The 16,505-nt window shown below is 68.2% G+C and carries 14 protein-coding genes; 7 read left to right on the forward strand and 7 right to left on the reverse strand.

Annotated features, from left to right (window positions below; genetic code table 11):
- The first annotated feature begins 23 nt into the window (after positions 1-23).
- From HNP73_RS02355 to HNP73_RS02375, 5 genes are all read left to right on the forward strand, one after another.
- Positions 24-815 (forward strand): SDR family oxidoreductase, encoded by a 792-nt coding sequence (locus HNP73_RS02355; protein WP_184146740.1) that lies wholly within the window; start codon positions 24-26, stop codon positions 813-815.
- Positions 812-2,461 (forward strand): isovaleryl-CoA dehydrogenase, encoded by a 1,650-nt coding sequence (locus HNP73_RS02360; RefSeq protein WP_184146742.1) that lies wholly within the window; start codon positions 812-814, stop codon positions 2,459-2,461. Before HNP73_RS02355 ends, HNP73_RS02360 begins: the two co-directional genes overlap by 4 nt.
- Before the next feature lie 48 nt (positions 2,462-2,509).
- Positions 2,510-3,295, forward strand: a complete 786-nt coding sequence (gene rlmB / locus HNP73_RS02365; RefSeq protein ID WP_184146744.1) for a 23S rRNA (guanosine(2251)-2'-O)-methyltransferase RlmB — start codon at positions 2,510-2,512, stop codon at positions 3,293-3,295.
- Positions 3,296-3,458: 163 nt separating this feature from the next.
- Complete coding sequence (locus HNP73_RS02370) at positions 3,459-3,944, forward strand: CoA-binding protein (RefSeq protein ID WP_184146746.1); 486 nt, start codon at positions 3,459-3,461, stop codon at positions 3,942-3,944.
- 103 nt (positions 3,945-4,047) lie between these two features.
- On the forward strand, positions 4,048-4,995 hold the full coding sequence (locus HNP73_RS02375) for a DMT family transporter (protein ID WP_184146748.1): 948 nt from the start codon (positions 4,048-4,050) through the stop codon (positions 4,993-4,995).
- A gap of 12 nt (positions 4,996-5,007) precedes the next feature.
- Here HNP73_RS02375 and HNP73_RS02380 read toward each other — a convergent pair whose 3' ends face one another.
- From HNP73_RS02380 to HNP73_RS02400, 5 genes are read right to left on the reverse strand one after another with little or no spacing between them, the layout of a single operon-like run.
- Positions 5,008-6,540 (reverse strand): sulfatase, encoded by a 1,533-nt coding sequence (locus HNP73_RS02380; protein ID WP_184146750.1) that lies wholly within the window; start codon positions 6,538-6,540, stop codon positions 5,008-5,010.
- Positions 6,537-7,622: an ABC transporter ATP-binding protein gene (locus tag HNP73_RS02385; RefSeq protein WP_184146752.1), complete on the reverse strand. Its 1,086-nt coding sequence runs from the start codon at positions 7,620-7,622 to the stop codon at positions 6,537-6,539. Before HNP73_RS02385 ends, HNP73_RS02380 begins: the two co-directional genes overlap by 4 nt.
- Complete coding sequence (locus HNP73_RS02390) at positions 7,619-8,473, reverse strand: carbohydrate ABC transporter permease (protein ID WP_184146754.1); 855 nt, start codon at positions 8,471-8,473, stop codon at positions 7,619-7,621. The genes HNP73_RS02385 and HNP73_RS02390 overlap by 4 nt, the downstream gene beginning before the upstream one ends.
- Positions 8,470-9,381 carry an ABC transporter permease subunit gene (locus tag HNP73_RS02395; protein ID WP_184146756.1) on the reverse strand — a complete coding sequence of 304 codons (912 nt, stop codon included), beginning with the start codon at positions 9,379-9,381 and terminating at the stop codon, positions 8,470-8,472. The genes HNP73_RS02390 and HNP73_RS02395 overlap by 4 nt, the downstream gene beginning before the upstream one ends.
- The gene (locus tag HNP73_RS02400; RefSeq protein ID WP_184146758.1) at positions 9,378-10,766 is read right to left on the reverse strand and encodes an ABC transporter substrate-binding protein; all 1,389 of its coding nucleotides are present in this window, start codon (positions 10,764-10,766) and stop codon (positions 9,378-9,380) included. Before HNP73_RS02400 ends, HNP73_RS02395 begins: the two co-directional genes overlap by 4 nt.
- A gap of 150 nt (positions 10,767-10,916) precedes the next feature.
- Between HNP73_RS02400 and HNP73_RS02405 the strand changes: the two genes are divergently transcribed.
- The gene (locus HNP73_RS02405) at positions 10,917-11,639 is read left to right on the forward strand and encodes a GntR family transcriptional regulator (protein WP_184146760.1); all 723 of its coding nucleotides are present in this window, start codon (positions 10,917-10,919) and stop codon (positions 11,637-11,639) included.
- Positions 11,639-13,897: an arylsulfatase gene (locus HNP73_RS02410; protein WP_184146762.1), complete on the forward strand. Its 2,259-nt coding sequence runs from the start codon at positions 11,639-11,641 to the stop codon at positions 13,895-13,897. Before HNP73_RS02405 ends, HNP73_RS02410 begins: the two co-directional genes overlap by 1 nt.
- A gap of 231 nt (positions 13,898-14,128) precedes the next feature.
- Here the strand turns inward: HNP73_RS02410 and bktB are convergent, their stop codons facing one another.
- Complete coding sequence (gene bktB, locus HNP73_RS02415) at positions 14,129-15,307, reverse strand: beta-ketothiolase BktB (RefSeq protein ID WP_184146764.1); 1,179 nt, start codon at positions 15,305-15,307, stop codon at positions 14,129-14,131.
- 90 nt (positions 15,308-15,397) lie between these two features.
- Positions 15,398-16,387: a glutathione S-transferase family protein gene (locus tag HNP73_RS02420; RefSeq protein ID WP_184146766.1), complete on the reverse strand. Its 990-nt coding sequence runs from the start codon at positions 16,385-16,387 to the stop codon at positions 15,398-15,400.
- Positions 16,388-16,505: the final 118 nt, after the last annotated feature.

Below are 16,505 nucleotides of genomic sequence, written 5' to 3' on the forward strand. Positions count from 1 at the left end.
GCAGGGCAGGCGGCGGAGGCGGTATGCGCGCACGATTCGACTACACCGGGTGCAAGGTTTTCGTCGCGGGCGGCACCAGCGGCATCAACCTCGGGATCGCGAAGGCCTTCGCCGCGGCGGGCGCGCGGCTCGCCGTCGCGAGCCGCAACCCCGGAAAGGTCGAGGCCGCCGCCGCATCGCTCGGAGAGGGCGCGCTCGGCTACGCCGTCGACGTGCGCGACGCCGCGGCCACCGAGGCAGCCTTTGCGGCCTTTGCCAGCGAGGCCGGCCCGATCGACGTCGTCGTCTCGGGTGCGGCCGGCAACTTTCCGAGCCTTGCGAAGGATCTGACCCCCAACGGCTTCAAGGCGGTGATCGACATCGACCTGATCGGCACCTTCCACGTGATGCGCGCGGCCTATCCGCACATGCGCCGCCCCGGCGGCAGCCTCATCAACATCTCCGCGCCGCAAGCGACGATCGCGATGCCGATGCAGCTCCACGTCTGCGCCGCGAAGGCCGGCGTCGACATGGTGACGCGTTGTCTTGCGGTCGAGTGGGGGCCGGAGGGGCTCCGGGTCAACGGCGTCGTCCCCGGGCCGATCGATGGCACCGAGGGCATGGCCCGCCTCGCGCCCACGGAAGGGATGCGCGCGGCGATCGCGGCCTCCGTGCCGCTCGGGCGCCTCGGCACGCCGGAGGACGTGGCGGGGGCCTGCCTCTGGCTCGGGTCGGACGCCGCCTCTTACGTCAACGGCACGATCGTCTTCGCCGACGGCGGCTGGGCCGAGCGCGGCGCGCCGGTCGCCCTGCCCTCCCGCGGATCACCGCGATGACCGGGACGCCGGCCGCAGCGGTGCTCGGGACGCACGAGGTCACGAACCAGCCCCCGCCCTTCGGCCCGCGCAATCTCTATCTGACCGACACCGCACTCCGCGAGGCGGTGCGGCGCGAGGCCGGCGACTGGCTCGATGCGCGCATGATCGCCCTCGGCGCCGAGGTCGGCTCGGAGCGGGTGCTGGGCCTCGGCGACACGGCGAACCGCTATCCGCCGGAGTTCGCGCCCTTCGACCGCTACGGCCAGCGCCTCGACGAGGTACGCTTCCATCCCGCCTATCACGAGCTCATGGGGCTCGCGATGGCGCACGGGATCCATGACCTGCCGTGGCGGGAGACCGGCGCGCGCGGCCGCCACCTCGGCCATCTGGCGATGCTTGCGCTTTTCACCGAGGCCGAGGCGGGGACCATGTGCCCGATCGACATGACCTATGCCTCCGTCGCCGCGCTGCGCCGCCAGCCCGACATCGGGGACCCGTGGATCGGCAAGCTCGTCGGCGGCCGCTACGATCCCGTGCTGGCACCGATCGGCGAGAAGACGGGCATCACCGTCGGGATGGCGATGACCGAGAAGCAGGGCGGCAGCGATGTGCGGGCGAACGCCACGCGGGCGTTTCCGGTGGAGCCCGCGCACCGGCTCCACCGCATCGTCGGCCACAAGTGGTTCTGCTCGGCGCCGATGAGCGACGGCTTCCTGACCCTCGCCCAGACGGCAAAGGGCCTCTCGTGCTTTCTCGTGCCGCGCGTCCTGCCGGACGGGACGCGGAACGGCATCCGGCTGATGCGGCTGAAGGACAAGCTCGGCAACCGCTCGAACGCCTCCGCCGAAATCGAGTACGCCGACGCGCTCGCCTGGCTTCTCGGCGAGGAGGGCCACGGGGTGAGCGTCATCATCGAGATGGTGCATCACACCCGGCTCGGCACCATCGGCTCGACGCTCGGCATCATGCGCCGGGCGCTCGCCGAGGCGGTGAACCACGTGGCGGGCCGCGCCGCGTTCCGGCGCCGGCTGATCGACCAGCCGCTGATGGCCCGGGTGATCGCCGATCTCGCCATCGAGTATGAGGCGGCGGTCGCCCTCGCCGTCCGGGTCGGAGCTGCCTTCGGAAACGAGGACGAGGCGCCGTTCGCACGCCTCGCGGTCGCGCTGGCGAAATACTGGCTGACGAAACGCAACCCCGGCTTTGTCTACGAGTGCATGGAGTGCCACGGCGGCGTCGGTTACTGCGAGGACACGCCCCTGCCCCGGCTGTTCCGCGAGAGCCCGGTCAACGGCATCTGGGAGGGCTCGGGCAACGTGATCGCCCTCGACGTCCTGCGCACGCTCGGCCGCGAGCCACGCGCCGGCGAGGCGCTTCTTGCGGAGATCGCTCCGGCGCGGGGCGCGGACCAGACCTTCGACGCCGCCGCCCGCCGCCTCGAGGGCGAGCTTCGGAGCCCGGAAGAAGCGGACGCGCGGCAGATCGCCGAGCGCATGGCGCTGCTGTTGCAGGGGGCGCTCCTCCTCCGCCACGGGCCGCCGGCGGTCGCGGACGCGTTCTGCGCCACCCGGCTCGGCGACGGCGGCGGCCGGCTGCATGGCGTGCTCCCGAAAGCCACGGACGTCACCGCGATCCTTGCGCGGCAGACCGGCGAGGTTGCCTGACCGCGGGGCGCGTGGCATCAGCCGGAGAGGACAACGAGGAGATGCGGCGTGGCGAAGAAGCCGGCCTGGGCGATCGAGAAGGAACGCGCGCGGCGCGAGGAGTCAGGCACGCTCTGGCTCTTTGGACTGCACGCGGTCAGGGACGCGCTTCTCAACCCGGCGCGGGTCCGTCACCGGCTCGTCGTGACGAAGAACGCCGTCGACCGGCTCGGCGATGCCATCGCCACAGCGGGGATCGAGGCCGAGGTGGTCGAGCCGCGGCAGTTCAACGTGCCGATCGACGCGCAGTCCGTGCATCAGGGGGCCGCGCTCGAGGTCGATCCCCTCGACTGGGGCTCGGTCTCCGAGGTCTGCGCACCACACGGCGTGCCGGAGCTGGTGCTGCTGCTCGACCGGGTGACCGACCCGCACAACGTGGGCGCGATCCTGCGATCGGCCGAGGTCTTCGGCGCCCGCGCTGTGGTGGCGCCCCGCCGCCACGCCGCGCCGGAAACCGGGGCGCTCGCCAAGTCGGCCTCGGGGGCGCTGGAGCGGCAGCCTTATCTGCGGGTGCCGAACCTCGCCACGGCGATGGGAACCCTGCGGGACATGGGCTACGCCCTCGTCGGCCTCGACGGAACGGCCGAGGGAACCGTCGGGGATGCCGCGCGCGCCTACACGGGCCGGCCGCTCGGGCTGGTGCTCGGGGCCGAGGGACCGGGGATGCGCGAGCTGACCGGCAAGCTCTGTGACCGGCTGGCGCGAATCCCCGCCGCTGGTGACTTCGGCTCGCTCAATGTATCGAACGCGGCAGCGGTCGCACTTTATGCAGCGGCAGAGGCAAGACGCAGATGAACGGCATCACTTTTTGTGGACACGCCTTTTCAGACGGCCCCGAAAGTACCATATGTGAAGTGAAGCAGTCAGCGTGGAACCGCCCTGCTTCATCTCACTGTCCCTCGTTCCAACTCGGCGCCCGAACACGGTTCGGGCGTCTTTTTCTTGTTGGGGCCCGGTTATGAGGACCTATCCCGATTCGTTGCTTCGTGACGTTCTGGCGAGGACCAAGGTCATCGCCTGCGTCGGTGTCTCGAAGAACGAGGTTCGGCCATCCTTCTACGTGGCACGCTACCTGAGGCTCAAGGGCTTCCGCGTCATTCCGGTTAATCCGGCCTACGTCGGCGAAAAGCTGCTCGGCGAGACGGTCTGCCCCGACCTTGCCAGCATCCCGGCCGAGGTGGGACCGGTCGACATGGTCGACATCTTCCGCAAGTCGGATGCGGCCGGCGCCGTGGTGGACGAGGCGCTGGAGCACCTGCTTGGCCGGGGCCTCAGCACGATCTGGATGCAGATCGGTGTCGTCGACGAGGCGGCGGCCGCGAGAGCGGAAGCCAGAGGGGTGACGGTCATCATGGACCTCTGCCCGAAGCTCGAATACCAGCGCCTCCACGGCGAGCTTCGCATGGGCGGGTTCAACACCGGGACGATCTCGTCGCGTCTCTGACGGCCCCAGCGCTCGGCGACGGAAGCGCAAGAAACGGATCGCCGCGCCTGATCGCGGCGTGGCACCGTCGCGCGACATGCCCGGACCGGAGGACCAGAGTGTCATGCCGCCCCCCGTAGCCAACCGCCCCATGAGCCCGCTCGAATGGGCCATGCTGCTCGCCCTCGCGCTCGTCTGGGGCGCGTCCTTCTTCTTCAACAGCATCGCCGTGGCGCAGGTGCCGGTCCTGACGGTCGTCCTCGTCCGGGTGGGTCTCGCGGCGATCATCCTGCTGCTGATCCTGCGGATGCTCGGCGAGCGGATGCCGCGCGACCGGCGTGCATGGGCCGCGTTCTTCGCCATGGGGCTCATGAACAACGCGATCCCGTTCTCGCTGATCGTCTGGGGACAGCAGCACATCGCCTCGAGCCTTGCCTCGATCCTGAACGCCTCGACACCGCTCTTCACGGTGCTCCTGGCGCACGTCCTGACCCGCGACGAGCGCATGACGGGTGGCAAGCTCGCCGGCGTGCTGATCGGCTTCGTCGGTGTCGCGGTGCTGATCGGAACCGCCGTGCTGCATGACCTCGGCGTGAACGTCGCGGCGCAGATTGCCTGTCTCGCCGCCGCGCTCCTCTACGCGTTCGCAGGCATCTTCGGGCGGAGGTTCCGCGAGATGGGCATCAGCCCGATGGCGACCGCGACCGGACAGGTCATCGCGTCGAGCCTGATCCTCCTGCCAATGGTGCTGATGATCGACCAGCCGTGGACCCTGCCCTTCCCCGGTCCGGCGGCGATCGTCGCGCTGCTCGCTGCCGCCGCGATCTCGACCGCGCTCGCCTACGTGCTCTACTTCCGCATTCTCGCCACGGCCGGTGCGACGAACCTGCTGCTGGTCACGTTCCTGATCCCGGTCACCGCGATCCTTCTCGGTGCGCTCTTTCTCGGAGAGGTGCTGCTGCCACGTCACTTCGCGGGCATGGCGCTGATCGGCCTCGGGCTGGCGGCGATCGACGGGCGGCCGGTACGGACCGCCCGGGACGTGCTGTTCCGCAACCGGGGCCGGGCGTGACGGGTCCGGCCCTCAGACAGGCACGCCGAGGCTTTCCTCCATCCGGCGCACCACCTCCGCCGGCGCATCATTCTCCGCCATGATGCGGAAGAGCGCGGCGCGCAGGCGCGCCTCCACCCCCTCGTCACGGATCGGCGTCTCCTGACCCGGGTCGGTCAGCAGATCATAGAGCGCCGTCGTCGTGTCCTCCATCGCCTCGGGGAAGTGATAGCTGTGGGTGCGCTGGCCGGACTTGGAGGCGTGCGCGATCCGAAGCAGCGGCACCCCCTTGGTCCAGTCGAACGGCGGCACGAGGCTCGCGGACTGCATCTCCTCGACGGTGAAGAGCTTGGTCATGTGCGAGGGCATGACGGTGTACTGGTAGAGCTCCTGGTTCTTCATGTGGCGCGGGTAGCAGAACCACGTGTAGCGCCCGTCAGTGATGTTGATGCCGCCGCCCCAGTAGCCGAAGATGACCGCATCGTGCTGTTCCTCGTCCTTCGCGAGCAGCGGCAGGATCGAGCGGCCACGCACCTCCGGCGGCACCGTCGCGCCGAAAAGCTCGCAGAGCGTCGGCATCAGGTCGATCGTCTGGGTCAGCGCCTGCCGGCGGGTGCCGGCCTGCGAGACATAGTCCGGATGATGGACGAAGAGCGGGATGTGGCTGATCTCCTCGTAGAGCGGCATTCGGTTCTTGGCCCACCAGTCGTGCTCGCCGAGAAGGAACCCGTGATCCGTGGTCAGGATCAGCGCGGTATCCTTCCAGAGGTCATGCGCGTCGAAGTAGTCGAGCATCTTGCCGAGCAGCTCGTCGCAGTGACTGAGCGACGCAAAGTAGTTCGCCCGCATCTCGTCGATCTCGGCCTGTGGCTCGGTGACGCGCTCGTAGCGCGGCCAGTCGAGGATCGGGCCTTCATAGTCGGTCGGGAACTTCTCGCGCTGTCGCTCGGGCGCGAAGAACGGCTCGTGCGGGTCGAAGGTCTCGACCTGAAGCAGCCAGTTGTCGGCACCCCGGTTCGCATCGAGGAAGCGGAACGCCCGGTCGAAGCACTGGACGGACGGGAAATCCTCCTCCTCGCGGATGAACTCCCGATTGATCATGTAGTGATACGGGTTCTGCTTCGTGTTCGGGTCGTTCTGGCTCGGGTGATACTTTGCCCGAATCTCCTCCAGCGGCGCGTCGAGCAGTACCTGCCACGGGTCGGATTCCTGCCCCCGGATGAACTCGTAGGAGTTGTAACGGGTGTGATAGGTCGCGCCCCCATCCTCCCAGTAGTGATAGTGGTCGGTGATGAGGTGCGAGTAGGCACCGGCGGTCTTCAGAAGCTCGGGGAACGCGTTGTCGAACGGCTCCATCGGCCCCCAGCTGCGATGCAGGAACGACAGATGCCCGGTCTGCATGTCGCGCCGCGCCGGCATGCACGGCATCGAGCCGATGTAGTGGGTGTCGAAGGTGACGGATCGCTGCGCGAGACGGCGGAAGTTCGGCGTGTCGAGAAGGTCGCCGCCATAGGGCTCCAGCATCAGCCGGTTGACGGAATCGAACAGCAGGAAAACGGCTTTCATGGGCGTGACTCCATCTCGGGCCAGTCAAGCCGGCGCCGGGTCTCGGGATCGAAGAGCAGGATGTCGGAGCCGTCGAAGGCGAGCCGGACGGCAGTGCCCTCGGCTATCGGGCTCACATCGGGCAGGCGGAGCTTCACCAGCGTGCCGTCCACGTCGACGTTGAGCAGCATCGCCTCGCCGAGGTTCTCCGAGAGCAGGAGCTTGCCGGGCAGGCCGTCATCGGCGAGGCGGATACGGCCGGGGCGGACGCCCACGACGACGTCGCCCGCCGGCGCACCCGGCAGCGCCAGCCGCCAGCCGGGGAAATGCGCCTCGCCCCCCTCGATGCGTGCCGGAATCAGGTTCATCGGCGGGCTGCCGATGAAGGCCGCCACGTCGAGCGTGTCGGGCCGCCCGAACACCTCCGCCGGCGCGCCGATCTGCATGATCTCGCCGTCGCGGAACACCGCCATGCGATCGGCGATGGTCATCGCCTCTTCCTGGTCGTGGGTGACGTAGATCGTCGTCACGCCGAGGCTCGCGTGGAGGCGCTTCAGCTCGATGCGGGTCTCGAGCCGGAGCTGGGCGTCGAGATTCGAGAGCGGCTCGTCGAGCAGGAAGAGCCGTGGCTCGCGGACGATGGCGCGGGCGAGCGCGGTTCGCTGCTGCTGGCCGCCGGAAAGCTGACCGGGGCGGCGGGCGAGGAGATGGTCGATGCGGACCTTGCGTGCCGCGTCCTGCACACGGGCCGCGATCTCGGCCTTCGGCACCCCGTCCATCTTCAGCGGGAAGCCGATGTTCTGCTCCAGCGTCATGTGCGGGTAAAGCGCGTAGTTCTGGAACACCATGGCGACGTTGCGCTCGCCCGGCGGCGCGAAGGTCATCTCCGTGCCATCGACGAGCATCCGCCCGGCGTCCGGCACCTCAAGGCCGGCGATGACGCGCAGCGTGGTCGACTTGCCCGAGCCCGAGGGACCGAGGAGGGCGAAGAACTCGCCCGGCGCGATGCGCAGATCGATCCCCTTCAGCGCCCGGAAAGTGCCGTAGTTCTTGACGATCCCCTCCAGGATCACTTCGCCCTGGGTGATGGCTCGCGTGGTCATCGCCGCCCTCCCCCCTTCACGGCGCCGACGGTCAGCCCCTTCACGATCTGCCGCTGAGCCAGGATGCCGATGACGATCACCGGCAGCATGGCGACGAGGGCGGCGGCGGCGAGCTTCGCCCAGAGGGTCTGCTCGATAGAGACGAAATTGTGCATGGCGACGGTCACGGGCCTGATGCGGTTGCCGCCGAGCTGAACGGCGAAGAGGAATTCGTTCCAGGCATTGAGGAACACGAAGACGGTGGTGACGCCGATGCCGCCGCGGATCTGCGGCAGGATGACATGCCAGAGCGCCTGCAAGCGGCTCGCCTTGTCGAGATACGCCGCCTCTTCCATCTCGCGGGGGATGTCCTCGAGATAGGAGACCATGAGCCAGATGGCGAAGGGCAGCGAGAAGGTCAGGTAGACGGTGATCATGCCCGTGTAGGTGTCGAGCAGGCCGACCCGGTTCAGGATCAGGTAGTACGGGATCACGAGCCCCACCGGCGGGATCATCTGCGTGACGAGCGTGTAGAAGCCGAGACCCTGCCGCGCCGGCAGGCGCAGCCGGGCGAAGGCATAGGCGGCGGGCACCGCGAGGATGATCGTCAGCACCGTCGTCGCCGTGGCAAGGATGATGCTCGTCATGAGACTGGAGGCGATCGACAGGTTGCCGGTCAGAGCATCGCGGAAGTTGCGCAGTGTCGGCTCGAAGATGACGCTCGGCGGGTAGGCGAGCACCTCGGATTCCGACTTCAGCGAAACGACGACCGCCCAGAGCACCGGAAACGCCCAGATGAAGAGGATGAGAGCGGCAGCCACGGTCAGAATCACCCGGCGCAAGGTGGCCGGGCGACGGCGGGTCGAGCTCATGGGCCGCTCCCGGCAGTGCGGATGCGGAACAGGAAGCCCGAGACCGCAAGGGTGAGCACGAGGAGCGCCACCGCGAGCGCGGAGCCGTAACCGAAATCGAGCTGCGTGAAGGATATGCGGTAGGCGTAGAGGTTCAGGATCTCGGTCGCCGTCCCCGGGCCGCCACCGGTCGCGGCATAGATCGCCGCGAAGGCCGAGAGCGCGGTCATCGCCCGCATGATGATTACGATGACGATGGCCGGGCGCAGCAACGGCAGCGTGATGTGGATGAATCGCCGCCACGCGCTCGCCCGGTCGAGCCTTGCCGCCTCGTAGAGGTCTTCCGGCAGTGAGGCGAGGCTCGCGAGCAGTACGAGAAAGGCGAAGGGCGTCCACTGCCAGGTGTGGATCACGATAACGGAGACGAGCGCGGGCGTGGGCGAGCCGAGCCAGTTCACCGTGCCGAGGCCGAGCGCGCGGGTGGCGAAGTCGATCATCCCGAAGTTCGGCGCGAACATCAGCGTCCGCCAGAAGAGGCCGACGACCACCGGCGCGAGCACGATCGGCAGGATCGCGAAGATACGGAACAGCCACTGTCCGCGCGGGATTTGCAGGACCAGCAGCGCGAGTCCAAGGCCGATCACGAGCTGCATGACGACCGTAGAACCGGTGTAGATGGCCGTGAGTTGCAGCGAGTGCCAGAACGCCGGATCGCCCGACATCTGCCGGTAGTTCGCGAGCCCCGCGAAGCCGTCGAGAAACGGCATCGCGAGGTTGATCGTCTGGAACGAGTTCCAGATCAGGAAGGCGATTGGAACCGTGGTGGTCGCGAGCAATACGAGCAGGGCCGGCGCCACGAGCAGGATCGCAAAGCGCCGCTCGCCGGCGGCGAGGGCGCGCCGGTCCGCGTGTGCACGGCCCGAACTCACTGCTTCATGATCCCGTCGACCTGACCCTGTGCCGCGTCGAGTGCTGCCGCCGGCGTCGCCTGACCGACGAGCGCGGACTGCACCGCGGTCGCCACCACCTCACCGAGGGCCGCCCACTGCGGAACACGGGGGCGCCAGTCGACGTCAGTGTCCTCCTTGATCGAATCCATCGTCGTCTGGGTGAGACCGGCGCCGATGCCGTCGAGCAGTCCCTTGTACTCCGCCGACTCCCAAAGCGACGTGCGGTTGACGCCGAGGCGCTTGTAGCCACCTTCGAAGCCGTAAGAGGTCGCCGCCTGCACCTCCTTGGAGCCCGCCCACTGGATGAAGAGCCAGGCGGCGGCCTTTTCCTTGTCGGAGACCGAGGCGTTGATCGGGAAGCTCCAGTTCCAGATCGACGTGACACGCCGGCCCGCCGGACCCTTTGGCCAGCGTGCGAAGCCGACCTTGCCGACAACCTTGCTCTTGCTCGGATCGGCGAGAAGCGCGGCGGAGTTGTGCGTGTCGATGTAGGAGCCGAGGGTGCCCTGGCTGAAGGCGTCGGCGATATCGGGCCAGTTCCAGTTCTCGACGCCCTCGGGCGACGTGGACTTCAGGAGCGAGACGTACCAGTCGAGGGCGGCCGCGGCCTCGGGGCCGTTCACCACCACCTTGTCGCCATCGAACCACTTGCCGCCGAAGGCGAGAAAGATCGAAGGATAGATATACATGTTCTGCCCGGCGCCCTTGAAGCCGCGCAATGCCGCGCCCCAGAGGCGGTTGGCCGGGTCGTTCACCTTCGCCGCGTTTGCCGCGTAATCGTCGAGTGTCTCGGCCGGCGAGAGGCCGAGCTTCTCGTAGACATCCGAGCGATAGATCTGGATCGTCGCCTCGCCTTCGTACGGGATGCCGTAGGGCACGCCGTCGATCGAGGCCGCGCCGCGCCAGTTCTCCAGCAGGTCGTCGTAGTCGAACCACGCCTTGTCGGTCAGCTCCGGCTTGTCGAGGAAGTCGGTCAGCGGGTCGATCCAGCCGTTCGCCACGTAGAGCGGATAGTACATCGGGTCGGTGGCCGAGGTCGCCCACTTGCCGGTCTTGCTGGAGAGATCGAGGATCGCCTTCTGGCGGATCTGCCCCGGCGGCGTTGCTTCGAGGGTGACATCGACGCCGGAAATCTCGCGGAACTGCGGCAGCACCGCCTCGAGGTTCTGGAAGTACCCGGCCGGGATGACGCCCACGGTGATCCTGGTGCCGGAAGCCTGCTTCCAGTCGATATCACCGCCGATCGTCGCTTCGGCCCGCGCGCGGCGCGTCAGGACCGCCGGCGCCGCGAGAAGTGCGGCCGCCGAGGCCGCGCCCTTCAGCACCGTGCGTCTGCCGATGGGGTTCACGTGGACCTTGCTCATGGTTTCATCCTCCCCTTTTGCGGAGTCCCCGTTCCGGGACGAATGACGACTCGTTTAATCGTGTTTATCCTGAGTCACCAGTCCGATTCCGCTTATCAGTCGAACGTTCTAATGATATGACGAATTTCGCAAGCCTCTCGTAGGAGCCGAATGCTCACCCGCACCCCGATGCCTCGGTACGCGCAGGTCGCCGACACACTGCGGAACCGGATCCGCCGCGGGACGTGGCAGCGCGGCGAAGTCATTCCGACCATCGACCGGCTGATGGACGAATTCGGCGTCGGGCGGGCAACCGTGCGGCAGGCCGTCCACCTCCTCGCGCGCGAGGGATTGCTCTCTCCCGAACAGGGCCGGGGGACATTTGTCACCGGCGATCGCGGCAGCCAGCGGCGCCTCCCCGCACAGACATCGCTCGCGGATCTGGCGGAGATGTACCGGGGGGACGCCCCCGATCTCGAGCATATCATCGAAAGCGACGACGCCCCGCGCCTTCGCGAGTCCGATGGCCAGCCGGCGGCGGCCTATGTGCACATGCGCCGCGTGCATTCACGGCAGGACCGGCGCTACTGCCTCGTCTCGCTCTACATCGCGAGACCGGTCTTCGACATCGCCCCCGACCGCTTCCGCAACGAGCTTGCGATCCCCCTGCTCCTCGACCTGCCGGGCATCTCGATCGAGCGGGCGCACCAGACCCTCGACATCGCGTCCGCGGACGTCGACGTGGCGAGCGCCCTCGATCTCGCGATCGGCGCGCCGATTGCCGAGGTGCGCCGGACCTTCGTCGATCCCGCCGGGACTGTGATCTACGTCGCCGAAGCAAACTACCGTGGCGACTACATCCACCTTGAAATGGACCTCCTGAAGAGCCCGTGATGACGCCACCACCCGAAGCGCCCGTATCCGAAGCCGCGATTTCCGAAGCCCCTGTCACCGTTCACGATGCCGCGCCGCACTGGCCTGCGGCGGCGCGCCCGCGCGAGGGCGCGCCGAATGTGGTCTTCGTGGTCCTTGATGACTGCGGCTTCTCGCAACTCGGCTGCTATGGCGCATCGATCCGCACGCCCGCGATCGACCGTCTGGCGGCGAACGGCCTGCGCTATACCAACTTCCACGTCGCGGCGATGTGTTCGCCGACCCGCAGCTCGCTCCTGACCGGGCGCAATCACCATTCGGTCGGCATGGGCTATCTCGCAGACTTCGACACCGGCTTCGACAACGCCCGTGGCGCGATCAGTCCGAAGGCCGCAACGCTTGCGGAAATGCTGCGTGACGCCGGCTATGGCACCTGTGCGCTCGGCAAGTGGCACCTCGCGCCGCCTGCCGAGTGCAGCCCGGTCGGTCCGTTTCGCAACTGGCCGACCCAGCGCGGCTTCGACCGCTGGTACGGCTTTCTCGGCGGCGAGGATGACCAGTACGCCCCCGAGCTCTGGGAGGACCAGCACTACGCCACCCTGCCAGACCGCGACGACTATCACCTGAGCGAAGATCTGGTGGACCGTGCCGAGGCGTTTCTCGCGGACCATGTGACGACGACGCCGGAGCGGCCGTTCTTTCTCTATCTCGCCTTCGGGGCCTGCCACGCGCCGCATCAGGCGCCTGCCGACTTCATCGAGCCCTATCGAGGCGCCTTCGATGCCGGATGGGACGCGGAGCGCGAACGGGTGCTTGCGCGGCAGAAGGCAATGGGGCTCGTGCCGCGCGAAACCGCCCTGCCCGACCGCAACGCCGACGTGGCGCCGTGGGACGAGGTGCAGGAGGACGCCCGCGCGGTCCTGCGCCGGATGCAGGAGGTGTTCGCCGGGTTCACCACCCACACCGACGCCCAGATCGGCCGCCTCGTCGACTATCTCGACGCGCAGGGACTGAGTGAGAACACCCTTCTCGTCGTCATGTCCGACAACGGCGCCAGCGGCGAGGGCGGCGCGTTCGGCTCCGAGAACGAATACCGCTACTTCCTCGGGCTGCCGGACACGCTGGAGGAGAACAAGGCGGCAATCGACCGGCTCGGCGGCCCATGGACCCACAACCACTATCCCGCTGGCTGGGCGCAGGCCGGCAACACGCCGCTGAAGATGTACAAGAAGTTCACCTTCGGCGGCGGTATCAGGGCACCGCTGGTGCTGCACTGGCCTGCGGGGATCGCCGAGCGCGGCGGGTTCCGGTCGCAATTCCACCATGTGATCGACCTGGTGCCGACGGTGCTGGAACTCGCGGGCGTCGAGGCGCCCGGGATCTATCGCGGCATCGAGCAGCTGCCGGTCCACGGCACATCGCTCGCCTACAGCTTTGCGGATGCCGGGGCGCCCACCCGGCGGGGAACACAGTACTTCGAGATGGGTGGCCAGCGCGGTATCTGGCATGACGGCTGGAAGGCGGTGACCCGCCACACGAGCGGCACAGCCTACGATGATGACGTGTGGGAACTCTACCACATCGCCGCGGACTACTCCGAGACGCGCGACCTCGCCGCGGCCGAGCCCGAGCGCGTGGCGGCGCTCACGACGCTCTGGTGGCAGGAAGCACGGCGCCACGGCGTTCTGCCCCTCGACGACCGGGCACAGGCGCGGGCCTTCGCGCGGGATCCAGCGACCACCAGCCGGAGAGAGTTCGTGATGCTCCCCGGTACCCGGCTTCTGACGCCGGTCTCGGGACCGAACTTCGCGCTGCGGCCGTTCCGCATCGAGGCCGAGGTGGCGCCCCTTGCGGGCGGCGAGGCGGGCGTGCTTTTCGCCTACGGCCGGCGTGCCGCCGGCTTCGCGCTCTACGTGCGCGAGGGGCGCCTCTCCTTCGACTACAACCTCGCCGGACGCCACGTAACGCTACGCGCGCCGGGCACGTTGACGGGGGCGACCCACCTCGGCGGCGAGTTGCTGATCCACGGCGAGCAGCCCCGCTTCGTGCTCTCGGTGGACGGAATGGTGGTTGCGCAGGCCGAGTTGCCCATGGCGTTTCCCGCAGGGTTCGGGCTGCTCTCGTCCCAGTGCGGGATGAACTACCCTTCGCCGGTATCGCCGGACTACGCCGCGCCGTTCCGCTTCACGGGGGGCCTCGCCCGCGTGACGATCACTCTCGGCGAGGCCGATCCCGCCGCCGGTGACGGCCTCTGGCAGGCAGCGCTCCGGCGACAGTAGCTTCACGCGCCACCCCGGGCGGCCTCTCCCAAGATCGGCCGGGCACAGCTCTCCGGGACGCGGACGTGGGCAGGAACGGCCGGGGCGCATATCTGGCCCAAGCCCGGCGGGACCGAAGGCAAGCCTCCGCGTTAACCGAACGGAAAGAACCAGTATCCCGAGTGGCGACGCGCCCCCTACAATCGCAATCAGGGGCGCGTCGTCGTTAACCACGTTTGGTGGCGTCAGACCTCAGGACAGCCGCTCGAAGGCGAGGGCGATGCCCTGGCCGCCGCCGATGCACATGGTGACGAGCGCCCGCTTGCCGTCGATCCGCTCCAGCTCATAGAGCGCCTTCACGGTCAGGATCGCGCCGGTCGCGCCGAGCGGGTGTCCGAGCGCGATGGCGCCGCCGTTCGGGTTCACCTTCGCGGTGTCAAGGCCGAGGCCACGGTTCACCGAGATCGCCTGCGCGGCGAAGGCCTCGTTCGACTCGATGACGTCGAAGTCATCGACCGTCAGCCCGGTCTTCTCGAGCAGCTTGCCCACCGCGGCGATCGGCCCGACGCCCATGATCCGCGCCGGAACGCCGGCAACAGCGTAGCCGAGGATGCGCGCCTTCGGCTTCAGCCCGGCGACGTTCGCCGCGTCGGCCGTCGCGAGCACCACCGCCGCCGCGCCGTCGTTCAGGCCCGAGGCGTTGCCGGCGGTCACCGTGCCGTCCTTCTTGAAGGCGGGCTTCAGCTTGGCGAGCGTCTCGGCGGTCGTGGCCTTCGGGTGCTCGTCGGTGGCGAAGGCCACCACGTCGCGCTTCACCTTCACCTCGACCGGCACGATCTGGCTCGCGAAGCGGCCTTCCTTGATCGCGACGCCGGCCCGGTTCTGGCTCTCGGCGGCGAAGGCGTCCTGGTCCTCGCGGGTGATCTGGGTCTCGTCCGCGACGTTCTCGGCGGTCACGCCCATATGCCCGGTGCCCATCGGGCAGGTGAGCGCGCCGACCATCATGTCGATGGCCTTGGTGTCGCCCATCTTCTGGCCCCAGCGGGCGGTGGTGAGCGCGTAGGGCGAGCGCGACATGCTCTCGGCGCCACCGGCCAGCGCGAAGTCCGTCTCGCCCATCGCCAGCGCCTGCACGCACGAGACGATCGCCTGCGCGCCCGAGCCGCAGAGGCGGTTGACGTTCATTGCCGCTGCCGTGTCGGGGACGCCCGCTTCCAGCGCCGCCGCCCGCGAGAGGTACATGTCACGCGGCTCGGTGTTGATGACGTGGCCGAAGACGACCTGGCCGATCTGGCCGCCGTCCACCTGCGAGCGCGCCAGCGCTTCCTTCGCGGCCGTGGCCGCCAGCGCGATCGGCGGGATCGCCGAGAGGCTGCCGCCAAAGGTGCCTATGGCGGTGCGCGCTCCGTCGAGAATCACGATGTCCTGCATTGGGCCTCCCCCTTCTGGTCTGGCGCCACCGTCGCTCCCTCCGCGTCAAGGTGCAAGTCGCTTCCGGCACATCAAATCAGGCGCCCGGGATCAGGCGGCGGCCCGCGTGCCGCCCCTGCGCGTTTCGGTCCAGTCGATCACCGGGCCGATCGGAATGATCCGGGTCGGATTTATCTCCGGATGACTACGGTAGTAGTGATTGACAATATGTTCGAAGTCGACGGTCTCGGCGATGCCGGGCGTCTGGTAGAGCTCACGCGTGTAGTCCCAGAGTCGCGGATAGTCGATGATCCGCCGGCGGTTGCACTTGAAGTGCGTGTTGTAGACCAGATCGAACCGGAAGAGCGTCGTGGCGGCGCGCCAATCCGCCTCGGTCAGCCGGTCGCCCGCGAGGTAGCGGGAGCGGCCGAGGCGATCCTCCATCCAGTCGAGCGTCTCGAACACCTCCCTGGCGGGGATGTCGTAAGCCGCCTGCGTGCGGGCGAACCCGGCACGGTATACGCCATTGTTCAGACCGGGATAGACCCGCTCGTTCACCCGGTCGATTTCGTCGCGGAGCGCCTCGGGATGGAAGTCGAGGGTGTTGCCGGTGACGCCGTCGAAGGCGGAATTCAGCATCCGGACGATTTCGGAGGACTCGTTCGAGACGATCCGGCTCGTCGCCTTGTCCCAGAGCACCGGCACTGTCACCTTGGTCGTCGCCTCGGGCTCGTCGGCGAGATAGACCTCGCGCAGGAACGCCGTGCCGAGCACGGTGTCGCCCGTCGTTCGGGGAAAATCGGTGGCAAAGGTCCAGCCATCTTCGCCCATCAACGGATCCACGACATCAACGCTGATATGCGGCGTGAGCTCCTTCAGTGCCCGGAAGATCAGCGTTCGGTGAGCCCACGGACAGGCGAGCGAAACATAAAGGTGATAGCGCCCGCTCTCGGCCGCGAAGCCGCCACGCCCCGTGGGGCCGGGCGCGCCATCGGGTGTAATCCAGTTCCGCCAAGCGCTGTCAGCGCGCTGAAAGCTGCCGTCCGTCGACTTTGGCGCCACCGGACCCGTCTCCCAGACCCCATTGACCAGCCGTCCCATCGCAGTCCTCCGCCCGTATTCCTGCGTCCCTCGTCCGCCGGACCATGGAGCGAAAGGGGGAGCACGGGCAACCACGCAGGCTGGAAACGCAACGTTTCCGGGCTTGCCAGCGGCTGAC

This window comes from Amaricoccus macauensis (assembly GCF_014201905.1).
In the GTDB taxonomy this organism is placed as follows: Bacteria; Pseudomonadota; Alphaproteobacteria; order Rhodobacterales; family Rhodobacteraceae; genus Amaricoccus; species Amaricoccus macauensis.

Bases quoted from the DNA above. Each gene is read 5' to 3' on its own strand.
- HNP73_RS02355 (WP_184146740.1), top strand. From the start codon at position 24: ATGCGCGCACGATTCGACTACACCGGGTGCAAGGTTTTCGTCGCGGGC.
- HNP73_RS02360 (WP_184146742.1), top strand. From the start codon at position 812: ATGACCGGGACGCCGGCCGCAGCGGTGCTCGGGACGCACGAGGTCACG.
- HNP73_RS02370 (WP_184146746.1), top strand. From the start codon at position 3,459: ATGAGGACCTATCCCGATTCGTTGCTTCGTGACGTTCTGGCGAGGACC.
- HNP73_RS02375 (WP_184146748.1), top strand. From the start codon at position 4,048: ATGCCGCCCCCCGTAGCCAACCGCCCCATGAGCCCGCTCGAATGGGCC.
- HNP73_RS02380 (WP_184146750.1), bottom strand. From the start codon at position 6,540: ATGAAAGCCGTTTTCCTGCTGTTCGATTCCGTCAACCGGCTGATGCTG.
- HNP73_RS02385 (WP_184146752.1), bottom strand. From the start codon at position 7,622: ATGACCACGCGAGCCATCACCCAGGGCGAAGTGATCCTGGAGGGGATC.
- HNP73_RS02390 (WP_184146754.1), bottom strand. From the start codon at position 8,473: ATGAGCTCGACCCGCCGTCGCCCGGCCACCTTGCGCCGGGTGATTCTG.
- HNP73_RS02400 (WP_184146758.1), bottom strand. From the start codon at position 10,766: ATGAGCAAGGTCCACGTGAACCCCATCGGCAGACGCACGGTGCTGAAG.
- HNP73_RS02405 (WP_184146760.1), top strand. From the start codon at position 10,917: ATGCTCACCCGCACCCCGATGCCTCGGTACGCGCAGGTCGCCGACACA.
- HNP73_RS02410 (WP_184146762.1), top strand. From the start codon at position 11,639: ATGACGCCACCACCCGAAGCGCCCGTATCCGAAGCCGCGATTTCCGAA.
- bktB (WP_184146764.1), bottom strand. From the start codon at position 15,307: ATGCAGGACATCGTGATTCTCGACGGAGCGCGCACCGCCATAGGCACC.
- HNP73_RS02420 (WP_184146766.1), bottom strand. From the start codon at position 16,387: ATGGGACGGCTGGTCAATGGGGTCTGGGAGACGGGTCCGGTGGCGCCA.